This window comes from Bacteroidota bacterium (assembly GCA_016711505.1).
Classification (GTDB): domain Bacteria; phylum Bacteroidota; class Bacteroidia; order AKYH767-A; family 2013-40CM-41-45; genus JADKIH01.
This window is the reverse complement of record JADJSV010000001.1, coordinates 577755-589893: the sequence shown is the minus strand read 5'-3', so window position 1 is coordinate 589893 and position 12139 is coordinate 577755. Positions and strand designations below refer to the sequence as shown.

The 12139-nt window shown below is 36.5% G+C and carries 10 protein-coding genes; 4 read left to right on the top strand and 6 right to left on the bottom strand.

All coding sequences use genetic code 11. The annotated features are described in order from the left end of the window. The first annotated feature begins 143 nt into the window (after positions 1-143). Genes IPL24_02505 through IPL24_02495 form a run of 3 tightly spaced genes read left to right on the top strand, consistent with a single transcriptional unit; the run spans position 144 to position 3667 of the window. Positions 144-1025: a bifunctional 5,10-methylene-tetrahydrofolate dehydrogenase/5,10-methylene-tetrahydrofolate cyclohydrolase gene (locus IPL24_02505; protein MBK8362571.1), complete on the top strand. Its 882-nt coding sequence runs from the start codon at positions 144-146 to the stop codon at positions 1023-1025. Between the two features lie 24 nt (positions 1026-1049). Continuing rightward, positions 1050-1664: a 4Fe-4S cluster-binding domain-containing protein gene (locus IPL24_02500; GenBank protein MBK8362570.1), complete on the top strand. Its 615-nt coding sequence runs from the start codon at positions 1050-1052 to the stop codon at positions 1662-1664. A gap of 41 nt (positions 1665-1705) precedes the next feature. Next, entirely contained in the window at positions 1706-3667 is a 1962-nt protein-coding gene (locus IPL24_02495; GenBank protein MBK8362569.1) for a PD40 domain-containing protein, read from the top strand. A gap of 131 nt (positions 3668-3798) precedes the next feature. On the opposite strand, the gene IPL24_02490 is transcribed toward IPL24_02495, so the two are convergent. Then, positions 3799-4263, bottom strand: coding sequence for a DinB family protein (locus IPL24_02490; GenBank protein MBK8362568.1), 465 nt, complete (start codon positions 4261-4263; stop codon positions 3799-3801). A gap of 286 nt (positions 4264-4549) precedes the next feature. Between IPL24_02490 and IPL24_02485 the strand changes: the two genes are divergently transcribed. Then, the gene (locus IPL24_02485) at positions 4550-6133 is read left to right on the top strand and encodes an aryl-sulfate sulfotransferase (GenBank protein MBK8362567.1); all 1584 of its coding nucleotides are present in this window, start codon (positions 4550-4552) and stop codon (positions 6131-6133) included. Positions 6134-6190: 57 nt separating this feature from the next. Here the strand turns inward: IPL24_02485 and IPL24_02480 are convergent, their stop codons facing one another. The 5 genes from IPL24_02480 to IPL24_02460 all read right to left on the bottom strand — a co-directional run bounded on the left by IPL24_02480 (position 6191) and on the right by IPL24_02460 (position 12114). Beyond that, complete coding sequence (locus IPL24_02480; GenBank protein MBK8362566.1) at positions 6191-6802, bottom strand: hypothetical protein; 612 nt, start codon at positions 6800-6802, stop codon at positions 6191-6193. A 196-nt stretch (positions 6803-6998) separates the two neighbouring features. Beyond that, positions 6999-7808 (bottom strand): 3-deoxy-8-phosphooctulonate synthase, encoded by an 810-nt coding sequence (gene kdsA / locus IPL24_02475; GenBank protein ID MBK8362565.1) that lies wholly within the window; start codon positions 7806-7808, stop codon positions 6999-7001. A gap of 54 nt (positions 7809-7862) precedes the next feature. Next, entirely contained in the window at positions 7863-9164 is a 1302-nt protein-coding gene (locus tag IPL24_02470; GenBank protein ID MBK8362564.1) for a hypothetical protein, read from the bottom strand. A 3-nt stretch (positions 9165-9167) separates the two neighbouring features. After that, entirely contained in the window at positions 9168-10760 is a 1593-nt protein-coding gene (locus IPL24_02465) for a hypothetical protein (protein MBK8362563.1), read from the bottom strand. Between the two features lie 70 nt (positions 10761-10830). Continuing rightward, a complete protein-coding gene (locus IPL24_02460) occupies positions 10831-12114 on the bottom strand; it encodes a replication-associated recombination protein A (GenBank protein ID MBK8362562.1) in 1284 nt (427 codons plus the stop codon). Positions 12115-12139 lie beyond the last annotated feature (25 nt).

Sequence of the window (12139 nt, the reverse complement as noted above, 5' to 3'; positions counted from 1 at the left end):
TAGTGATTGGTAAGTAGCAAGCCAGTTCATTAATTGGCGAATTAATTACTTTTAACTTACAACCTTATCCTCCAAAGTCTGAACCTCAAATTACGAATTGCAGTGCTACTCACCAATTACCACTTACTACTTACCAATAAAAAATGAATCTCCTCGACGGAAAAGTTGCCAGTGCTGAATGGAAACGAAAGATGACTGAAGAAGTTCAGCAGATGGTTTCCAGCGGACAGCGACCGCCGCATTTGTGTGCAAGTCTGGTTGGGAACAACGGTGCTTCGGAAACGTATGTAGCCAGCAAAGTAAAAAATTGCGGTGAGGTTGGGTTTCAATCAACCTTGGTACGTTTTGAAGATTCAATTTCTGAGGCAGATCTTCTGCAAAAAATAAGAGATATCAATCATGATGATTCGATTGATGGATTGATAGTACAACTTCCTTTACCTGCTCAAATCAACGTTCAGAAAGTTACAGAAACGATCGCTCCATCAAAGGATGTTGACGGTTTTCATCCGATCAATAGCGGAAGAATGATGCAGAATCTGGATTGTTATATTCCTGCAACTCCATATGGAATTCTTTTAATGCTGGAACATTACGGAATCAGTACTTCAGGAAAAAATTGTGCGATAATTGGAAGAAGTAATATTGTCGGAATGCCAATGAGTGTTTTGATGGGAAGAAACAACGAACCGGGAAATTGTACTGTTACACTTTGTCATAGTAAGACAAAAGACATTTCTCAGATATCAAAAACGTCGGACATAATCATTGCAGCTCTGGGTAAACCATATTTCCTCAAAGCTGAGATGGTAAAAGAAGGAGCAATTGTAATTGATGTTGGAATTACAAGAATAACTTCTGATAAAACAAAGAGTGGATATAAGCTTGCCGGTGATGTCGATTTTGAAAATGTTTCACCGAAATGTTCCTGGATCACGCCGGTACCGGGAGGTGTTGGGTTAATGACAATCATCGGTTTATTAAAAAATACATTACGTGCTGCAAAGAAGGAAATCAGTTTCTAAATTTACACACATGATTTCCTATAAATGAATTACGATTTAAATATTACTTATCCTCTGATGGAGGATTTTTATACCATTCAGGGCGAAGGATTCAATACAGGGAAGGCCGCATACTTTTTACGTCTGGGTGGATGTGATGTGGGTTGTGTTTGGTGTGATGTAAAAGAATCCTGGCCTGCTGAGAATCATCCGAAGGTTTCTATCTCAGAAATGATTTCCCGTATTGAAAAAGCAAAGGCAGAAATGGTAGTTATTACCGGTGGCGAACCTTGTATGTATGACTTGTTGCCGCTAACGCATTCATTGCATGCAAAATTTATGTCGTGCTGGCTGGAAACAAGTGGTGCGCATCCGATCACCGGTGAATGGGAATGGATCTGCGTTTCTCCGAAAAAGTTCAAAGCTCCATTGGCAGAGTCTTTGCAAGTGGCCGACGAATTGAAGGTGATCGTATATAATCAATCTGATTTTGAATGGGCAGAAGAGCATGCATCAAAAGTGCATGCAGATTGTGTTCTGTTCTTACAGCCTGAACATTCTGTTTTCAATAAAGTGATGCCGTTGATCGTTGACTACGTGAAGCAAAATCCGAAATGGCGGATCTCGATACAGACTCATAAAGTAATGCAGATTCCATAAATATTTAAGTGAAAAAATCATTGCTTCGAAAAAAAAGTATTATGCGCTATACAAAGCTACTCATTCTGATTTTTAATTTAATTGTTTTTTCTGCCTCTGCACAAAGAGAATATACTTCGTCTGTTCCAAAAGCTACAAGAAGTTTTGAAGCTGCTTTGAAATTTTATGATTCGCGACTGAATGAAAAAGCGCTCGAAGCATTAGATGAAGCAATAGGAGCTGATCCGAAATTCATCGAAGCTCATATGCTGAAAGCAAATATTTATTCAGATATAAGGGATTATGAAAAAGCAATTGCTTCATTCAGATCTGCAATTGCAATCAATCCGGATTTTTTTATTAATAATTTTTATGGACTTGCGACAGTGGAATATTTAGGAGGACATTATTCAGAAGCAAAAGCCGATTTTGAAAAGTTCATTTCATTTCCGAAAGTTTCACCTGCATTAAGTGCAAAGGCAAAATCGATGATCGTTAATTGCACCTTTGCAGAAGAGGCAGTGAAGAATCCGGTTCCATTTAATCCCATCAATATGGGAGATAGTATAAATACTGCTTTCGAAGAATATTTTCCTGCAATTACCGGTGATGGAAAAACATTTCTGTTTACCCGTCGTGTAAAATCTACACCTTCAGATGGCAGGAAAACTGAACAGGAAGATTTTTATATCAGTTCGATGAGTGCGAAAGGTTGGCGGACAGCACAACCGGTGACTGAAATTAATTCTGATGGTAACGAAGGTGCTCCATCACTTTCTGCTGACGGTCAATATTTGTTTTTTACAGCTTGTGAAGAAATGTATCATTCCTCCAATCAAAGGAAAACAAATGGCAGCTGCGATATTTTCATCGCTAAGAAAACAGGTGATAAATATGCAAACCCAAGAAATCTTGATCTGCCTGTAAATACAGGAGCTTGGGAGAGTCAGCCTTCATTTAGTTCAGATGGAAGAACACTCTATTTTGTGAGAGCTGTTAAAGGTTCCAATAATGTAAGTCAACACGACATATTTATGAGCAGAATAGGAGATGATGCACGTTGGTCAGATCCGGTTTCAGTAAGTAGTAAGATCAATACATCAGCTGATGAATTATCCGTATTTATTCATCCTGATGATCAGACACTATATTTTTCTTCAAATGGCCATACAGGAATGGGTGGACAAGATATTTTTTACAGTAAACGCGATAGTAGCGGGGAATGGAGCGAACCTATTAATATTGGTTATCCGATAAACACACCCAGTGATGAAGCTTCATTACTTGTAAGTCCTGATGGAAAAATAGGTTTCTTTTCTTCTGATCGTCCGGGCGGAAAAGGTGGAGAAGATCTTTACCAGTTTGATCTCTACGAAAAAGCCCGTCCTCAACCTGTAACTTACATGAAAGGAAAAGTATTCGATGATGATACAAAGCTTCCATTGGCTGCCTCATTTGAACTTATTGATCTAGCAACAGGAAAAATAATTGTGAGGTCAACTTCAAATTCTGTTACGGGTCAATTCATCGTATGTCTTCCAGCAGGAAAAAGCTATGCTTTGAATGTTTCCAAGGATGGTTATCTTTTCTATTCAGATAATTTTGAATTAAAGAGTGCAAAGTCTTCAAAGGATCCTGTTCTGAAGGATGTTCCTATGAAACCAATCAAAGCCGGACAATCAATTGTATTGAAGAATATTTTTTACGATACAGATAAATTTGATTTGAAACAGGAGTCAAAGTCGGAGTTGAAAAAACTGCTTGATTTCATCAACAAAAATCCAAAAGCACATTTCGAGATCAGTGGACATACAGATAATGTCGGTAGCAAGCCATATAATCAAACTCTTTCAGAGAAGCGAGCAAAGACCGTATACGAATATCTGATCACAGCAGGCATTCCTGCAGTCCGGTTAACTTCCAAAGGTTATGGCGACACTAAACCGATAGCAGAAAATTCAACTGACGCCGGTCGTGCGCAGAACAGGAGGACGGAGTTTTTGATAACGAAGGTGGATCAGTGAGTGGGTTGTATGGGTAAAGTCTAAGGTCAAAGATTAAAGTTTAAGGTCAAAGGTCAGAGGTCAGAGGTCACGCTGCTTGCTTATAAACAGCGTGACCTCTGACCTTTAACCCTTGACTTTTGACCCTTGACCTAAAGAGAGATCAACTTCTTCAATACAGCGATCTGCCCCAAATGATAATGCGTGTGTTCAATTATTCCATGCAGGTTTCTGTAGTAGATACCATATTTTGGATCGGCGATATTTTCTGTTAGCTTACTGTCTGGTAATTTTTCAACTAACACTGCAAACTCTTCTGCTTCCTTCCATACAGTTTCCAGAAAATCATCCCAGTCCTTTTGTGAATTAAAAGCAGGATGTTCAAAGCTCTGTTTGTCGCTTGAATTCAGAGGTTCACCATTCAATACTTTAGTCACTGTTCTGACGTAGTAATGCAAGTGAAAAACTAATGTTGCAATAGTATTTATTGTACCAATTTGTTTGTTGGCTTGTTCAACTGTTATTCCTTTGAGGTTGTCTCTAAGATTAGAGTAAGTCCAGTTTCCTCCGAAATAAACTTCGCGAAAGTGTTTTGCTATTTGTTGAGTTGTATTCATCTCAAAGCTGATTTTCAGTTAATATATTTTTTTGGTTTTCATTTATCAGAAACAAATCCAATAAATTTATTTTCATTTTTCAGTTCATCAGATTACTTATCTTACAATTCAATTCCAATCGACCAGGTCTAATAGCAAATTGATGCTATAGTAATTGGATGGAGTAAGAACAGCTGAAATCCGGAAAAATAGCCAGATAATTATTTTGTGATATTAATAAAAATTTCGCATTAAACTTATTTATTAATAAATTGTCAGAGAATTCAATCATAAAACAATTTAAATGATGTTGAAATATTTAGTTTTATTTATTGTTTTGTCAATTAGCGTTCATGCACAAAATTATCCGCAATTCAATACTACAATTTATGATAGTTCCGGAACCGGTTATTATTTTTTAGTCCCTATAAAAATGGGTCCGCAGGGTGCTAATTTTAATCCCTACCATATGATTCTTGATAGTGTTGGGAATGTTGTTTACTACAAGGAATTTGTCAGCGGATTAAATACAGGTGATTTTAAATTGTTAAGTAATGGTCTTATGACCTATACTTATTTGAATAAATACTATCTGATGGATAGTTCTTTTACTATTCTCGATTCAGTAAATTGTAAAAATGGAATTCAACACGATGGGCATGATATGCAAATCACGGCTAATGGTGAGTACTTACTAATGGGAAGTGAAAATGTTGTCATGGATCTGAGCTCTTATTATTTATTCAACAACAACGGTTCTCCGGGTAGTTCAACAGCGAGTGTCAAGGCTGTTGTGATCCAGATTCAGGATGTAAATAAGAATGTAATATTTGAATGGCATTCAAAAGACTATTTTTCGTTTACTGATGTTGACACTGCCCGCTTGAATAACCCGAACACAGTTGATTGGACGCATTCAAATGCTGTCGCAGAAGATTCAGATGGGAATATTCTACTTTCTTCCAGACATTTCAATGAGATAACAAAGATCAACCGCACAACCGGTGATGTCATGTGGCGAATGGGTGGTAATGCTAACCAGTTTAATTTCCTGAATGATCCAGGCATGTTTACAGGTCAGCACGATTGTCGGCGAATTGCAAATGGAAACCTTACCTTGTTCGATAACGGTGCGCCCGGTCATCCTGCTGCTGCAAAAGAATATCTTCTCGATGAAATCAATCTCACTGCAGAACTTGTTTGGTCTTATGTAAAAGATTCTACCATATTCAGTTTATCAACCGGAAATGTTCAGCGGTTAGAAAATGGAAATACCTTGATAGATTTTGGTAATTTGAATGTAAATATTTCGCAACCTGCATTTGAAGTTATTGATGTAGTCGGACAAAAAGTTTTTGAGGTAACATTTGTTGACACCCTTTTAAGTTACCGGGCATTTAACTTTAGTTCATTACCGTTTCAATTTCTTCGGCCGGAAATTTCTTGTTATGAAGCAGGAGGGATTGGTTATCTTGATGCCGGCGCCACGTATCCGGAATACCTTTGGAATACAGGTGAAACCACTCAAACAATTGCAATAAATACTACAGGTGAATATTCGGTTTTTGTGCCAATTGGAAATGAAGGAAATATTTCATCGATTCCATTTTCAGTTGCGGACTTGAGCGATCCGTGTAATACTTTAAGTAGTTTGATTGAACGAAATGAGATTAATAATTTGAAAATATTTCCAAATCCCGGAAATGGGAATTTTTCAATTTCAAATTATGGACTGTCTGATTACTACCAATTAATATCTTCGAATGGAGAACTTATATCAAGTGGGAATTTGAAAGAGCAACATGATTTCTCAAAATTGAGCGCAGGAATTTATTTTCTTCACGTACAGAAAATCAATACTACAAATACATTCAGGATAATAATCTTGTAATATTGCTTGAGATGAACTTTTTTTACCCTAATCAATCTGTTTTTTAAGGTTGATAATTTACCTAATCAATGCTAATACAATAACTACATTGACAGCAAAGCCTATTGACCAGTTTGTCCAAACTTTTCCTTGTTTAATTTTTTTAGCACGTGTTACATAGCCGGCTTTGTAGGAATAATTGTTCATTAATTGTGGATCCGGATAATTCAAATTAACAGGTTTTGGTTTTGTTGAAGCACATGCAATAGCAGGAATTAATCCTAAAGCCGGAGAAATTAAACTTGTGACTAACGTTCCTGTTCCCGCACCTTTATATCCATCATAATGTCTTGTCGCATCTTTTTGACCCTTTAACTTTAATTCTTCAGCAGTTAATCCTTCCGGATTTTTGAATTCAATTTGTGATGCCGGTATCGGAGAGTTATCTTTTTCAACATTGAAATTGTCTGTTCCTCCGTTAACATATCGTATCAATAAAATATCTGATTTCGGAATAACAAATATTGGCCCTTCGGGATTGTCGAACCTTTTATATTTAATTTCAGATATCCCAACTTCAAGTATTTTAGCCTGGATGGTATCTTTGTTTACTTTAACGATTGTATCTTGGGAAAAACATTCATTGGATATAAATAAAACTAAAAAAAATAAATATAATTTTCTATTCAAATATATGTCAGTCATATTGATCTAAAATTTATCCGATAAATATAAAAATATTTTTGATATCGGTTTTTAGATCTTTACTAATTCTAAATAAACGATAGAAAAATGATTTTTTTTAACACAGAGGGCACAAAGAAAAAAAGGGAGAAAAGAAAGTAAATTCTTTTTTTCTCCCTTTTTTTCTTAATGCTCTCTGTGTTTAAATCGCCTTGCGTATTCGAATCAACTTTTCAAGCATCCCTTCCAAATGATCCAGATGCAACATATTCGCACCATCCGATTTTGCATTTTTAGGATCAGGATGTGTTTCTACAAATAGTCCGTCAAAGCCAACTGCAATACCAGCTTTCGCAATAAGTTCTATCATATCCGGGCGACCTCCGGTAACTCCTGTGGTTTGATTTGGTTGTTGCAAGGAATGGGTGATATCAAGTATGACTGGAACATTGTTCTTCTTCATGTCAACTACTTGTCGGTAATCGACGATCAGATCCTGATAGCCAAACATACTTCCTCTTTCTGTAAGCATAACATTTTCATTTCCTGCATTCCGGACTTTATCTACAGCAAATTTCATTGAATCTCCGGAGAGAAATTGGCCTTTCTTGATATTCACAACCTTGCCGGTTGCAGCTGCTGCTAATAAAAGTTCAGTCTGGCGACAAAGAAATGCAGGGATCTGTAATACATCTACATATTTAGCGGCAATTGCAGCATCATCACTTTCATGAATATCGGTTACAATCGGTACTTTAAAAGTTTCACGGACTTTTGCAAGAATGTTTAATGCATTTTCGTCGCCAATGCCTGTGAACGAATCTATACGACTTCGATTTGCTTTACGGTAGCTCGCTTTAAAGATGAAAGGTATTTTCAAGCGGTCAGTAATTTCCTGAACGCGTTTTGCAATACCCATTGTCATTTCTTCGCTTTCAACAACGCAAGGACCGGCCAGGAGAAAGAAATTTCCGGAGTCGGTGTTTTTTATGTGGGGGATCTTTGAGAGCATTTTCTTGTTGTTCGTGATAGGTAATTCGAATTAGAGTTTTCGGAATTGAATTATTTAGAAAGATTTTGACAAAGATACAAAAGCACCTTGACTCGTAGCATCTTTCATGAAGAAGCCTGTAATTGCATCACTTTTGAGTTTAAATTTGTAGCTTTTAAATTTAAGTTCATAGTTTAATCCAACATCGAAATTAGAATAACCACCGTAGCTCAAACTTAAACCAATTGAATGAACATAATTAATTTTGTACTGAAAACTCTGTCGGACATAAGGCTTACAATTAGCAAAAAGCAAATAACCAACCTCAGTTGAAGCTATTGTTTTATATTTTTCAATTGGAATTGAATACTTGAATTGAATTAATGCAGGCAAAGGTGTTGTATGTTCTTTTTTAATTCTTTTTGTGAGATAGGGCTCTACTAATGATGAATCCAATGAAATAGAATTTGTAACTGAATCCGAAAAGTCGAATAATTCTGAAATGTCAACACCTTCAAATTTGAATGCTGTGTCGGCCTCGATGAAAGCAGATTGATTGTTCCATGCTATCATTCCTAGATTCTGAGTTTTGAATTCCAGTGATCTGTTCTTTTTATCAGTCCATTTAAAATTGAAATCTATCGAGCCGCCAATCCCGTTGAATGCCAACTTTTCATTTTTTGCAGAATCATTTCTGTGAATTTCCAAACTTGCATCCAGGTCAAGATATTCGCCATCTTCTTGAGTATAAATGGATGCATCTGTAGCTTCAATAATAAGTAACTTATGTCCTTTGTTAAAATTTAAACCAATAGAATATTCGAATTTATTTTCCGACCTGATAAATGAATGTCCAAACATGAAATAGAGCTGTTGGTAAAAAAGTTGGTTGAATTCAAAATTCCCAATGTCAGCAGTCTTCCCTGCATATTTTTTATTCCCCCGGAAATATAATTCAAAAACATCAATATTGAATTTCGAATCAAGATGAAAAACATCTCTGAATCCAATCTGATAAAATGAATTTCTTAGTCCAAACAAAAATGAATCAGGTTGATGACGGTAACTAAATTCATATTTGAAACCGGCTCCAAATCGATTTGATCCATCAAGTTTCCTTGATACAACATCCTTCATCCCATTATTTATAAAACCATTCATAAAATATGTAGATGCAAGATCAATTGTGAGAGCATTTGAACCAAAGAAGTATTCTGATTCAATTGTAACTTTAGATTTTATATAATTTGAAAGGTCATCAGACCAATAGGAACCACTTCTGGTTGAATCAGCTTTGGAAGTATCAGGTTGATGTTTATATGCAAAAACGGCCTGACTGAATAAAATAGAGATTATGGCGAATAAAATTCTTTTCACAGACTAGCGGATAAGATATTCACCATCTCCAATAAATTTGAGATCGAGGTGATAAGAGTTATACAATTGAACTAACTGCGGATAATTCGGTGTTGTAAATGCAGCACGGACTTTTATCCGTTTTGTATTGGTAAGTTTTTGTTTTCTGTTATCGTCGATAGGGATTGGGATCTTTGTCTGAGTAGACGAAGTGACGAGATTATTGATGTCTAACTGACCGGAAGCAATTAATCCGGGAACAAGTAGGGAATCGATCACATTATTATTTTCATCAAGTAATAATAATTGCATGTTCATATCAAACGGAAATCCATTCATTGCATGAAGTGTGATAACACTTGGGCCAATTGGATCAAGATCAGTAGCATCTTCAATATTAAAATCAATCGTATCGGATAACGTCAATTGATTTGCAGCAAAAGACAGAGGCATTTTCACCTGGATTCTTGTGTCGATGAGTTTATCGCTATAGATAAAATCGGAGCTCCCTGAAATATTTCCAAGTGGATTCAGTTGGAATGACAGATCATACCGGAGACTATCCGGCAAACTTTCCATGATCTGTTTGATGTTACTGTTGTTTTTATTCAAGGAAACAGAATAGACGTAAGGAATCACATTATAACTTGCAAGCGAATTTTCTGTTGCGCGATTAATATTCAGATTATGTTGAATAAGATTTGAATTGTTTAACGGGACGGTTTGTCCTGTCCTGTTATTAACCGATGTTAAACTATTGATGTATGCCTGAATGTCAACACCGATGTAATTCGTCACTTCAAATTTCATATCAACGCTGTCTAAGGCAATTGTTCCATCAGAAATCAGGTTACCGAAACCAAAACTGATGCTTTTGTTTTCTGACAGATCTGTCTGTCCAAGATAACCGCGAACATAATTTGGAGCAATTCCTAAGAGTGAAGTTTTTATATTTATCAGAGTATCACTGCCTGCCAAATTAAATGTATCGCCGGCAGGATCTGATTTTGCAAGTACATCATAAGCCAATGTATTAAATGACCCACCTGTTGAGCCCGTCAGATCAATAGTATAGCCGGAGAAATCGTAACTCTGTGTAAAAAACTTAGGATCAGTAATGGATGCGGAATCAATAGTAAAATTCACTTCAAATGGAACTCCATTTTTTATTGCCCTTGGAATTTTGTAAGTGTACAGAATCTTGGATTGTAGTGTATTTTTAATTTCAATTTTTATTGATCCTTCCTGAAGATTTGCAGATTTTAATTGCACACCTGAAACTCCTAACACAACATTACTATTTCCGGGAGTAAAAACCGTACCTGGAGGTATGGGAAACGGAGCTGGCGGAAAAATCTGTGTGGTCAGGATAGTAGTATCAGGAATTGTATAGATCGAATCAAGTTTAAAGTTTGAAAAAGTCGTATCAATAATCAGACTCACTGCTCCATTTGAATTTATTGAAAGAGAAGAATCACCGATGAGGTTTTCAATTCCAAGTGTTGCTTTTGCAAGAGGACCAAGAAAATTGACATTCCATTGTGGATTATCATTTTCTTTTTTGCAAGAAACAAACAGAGAAGCAAATAGGATAATAAGTAGGGTTAGACCTTTCATTCGTTGTAAATATGAGAAAAAGAAGTGAGTATTGACACCAGGATTTTCGGGAAATTATACGCTTGAGTTGTTAATAATCATATTTCTCCCGCCATAGTGATTTCAAAAAATTGCGGATTTCAAGTTCACGGGCATTTGATCCCGGTTCATAAAATTTTGAACCACTGATCGAGTCGGGTAAAAACTCATTTCCGGCAAAACTATTTTTACTTGAATGATCATAATGATAACCTTCTCCGTATCCCAACTCCTTCATAAGTTTGGTTGGAGCATTTCGGATGTTGAGTGGAACCGGTAGGTCGCCATGTTCATCTACTGCTGCTAATGCTTTTTCTATTGCCATATAACCTGCATTGCTTTTTGTAGAAGTTGCCAGATAAACGACAACTTGTGAAAGGATAATACGTCCTTCCGGATTACCTATTTTACTTACTGCTTCAAAACAAGTATTTGCCATTACCAATGCAGTCGGGTTCGCATTCCCGATATCTTCTGCAGCAAATATTACCATCCTGCGTGCGATGAATTTAAGATCTTCTCCGCCACGGATCATTCTCGCAAGCCAATAAACAGCCGCATTCGGATCAGACCCACGCATTGATTTAATGAAGGCACTTATTATGTCATAATGTTGTTCACCATTCTTATCGTAAATGGCTATTTTGTCCTGAACGATCTCCTGAACTTTTTCATTGGTAATTTCAATTTCTGCGTCGGGCAAAAATGAATTCACAACAAGTTCAAGCAGGTTGAGTAATTTTCTTGCATCGCCACCAGACAGACGTAGTAACGCTTCTGATTCTTTAAGAGAAATGTTTCTTTTTTTAAGAACGACATCTTCCTTAATTGCTTGCCTGACAATTGCAACAAGATCATCTTTAGAAAGTTCTTTTAAAACATAGACCTGACAACGGGAAAGTAAAGGAGAGATAACTTCGAAAGATGGATTCTCAGTTGTAGCACCTATCAGTGTAACAATTCCTTTTTCAACTGCATTGAGAAGAGAATCTTGTTGCGATTTGCTGAAACGATGGATCTCATCAATAAATAATATAGGACTACCTTCAACTTCTTTCAATTCGAATTGATAGCGCTGAGCTTTTTCAATTACTTCACGCACATCTTTAACGCCTGAGCTTACAGCTGAAAGTACGTAAAAAGGACGCCGGATTTCTTTGGCAATAATCCCGGCAAGTGTGGTTTTACCGACTCCCGGCGGACCCCAGAAAATAATGGAAGGAATAACATTTCTGGCCAAAGTTTTACGCAGAATGGCATCGTTTCCAACCAAATGCGATTGACCAATGTATTGATCAAGAGTAGTGGGTCGCATTCGTTCAGCTAAAGGAATCATAGATGTTAATATTTGGTAAATATAC

What these genes read in the sequence shown, in the direction of transcription:
- IPL24_02505 (MBK8362571.1), top strand. Translation starts at nt 144, where the DNA reads ATGAATCTCCTCGACGGAAAAGTTGCCAGTGCTGAATGGAAACGAAAG.
- IPL24_02500 (MBK8362570.1), top strand. Translation starts at nt 1,050, where the DNA reads ATGAATTACGATTTAAATATTACTTATCCTCTGATGGAGGATTTTTAT.
- IPL24_02495 (MBK8362569.1), top strand. Translation starts at nt 1,706, where the DNA reads ATGCGCTATACAAAGCTACTCATTCTGATTTTTAATTTAATTGTTTTT.
- IPL24_02490 (MBK8362568.1), bottom strand. Translation starts at nt 4,263, where the DNA reads ATGAATACAACTCAACAAATAGCAAAACACTTTCGCGAAGTTTATTTC.
- IPL24_02485 (MBK8362567.1), top strand. Translation starts at nt 4,550, where the DNA reads ATGTTGAAATATTTAGTTTTATTTATTGTTTTGTCAATTAGCGTTCAT.
- kdsA (MBK8362565.1), bottom strand. Translation starts at nt 7,808, where the DNA reads ATGCTCTCAAAGATCCCCCACATAAAAAACACCGACTCCGGAAATTTC.
- IPL24_02465 (MBK8362563.1), bottom strand. Translation starts at nt 10,760, where the DNA reads ATGAAAGGTCTAACCCTACTTATTATCCTATTTGCTTCTCTGTTTGTT.
- IPL24_02460 (MBK8362562.1), bottom strand. Translation starts at nt 12,114, where the DNA reads ATGATTCCTTTAGCTGAACGAATGCGACCCACTACTCTTGATCAATAC.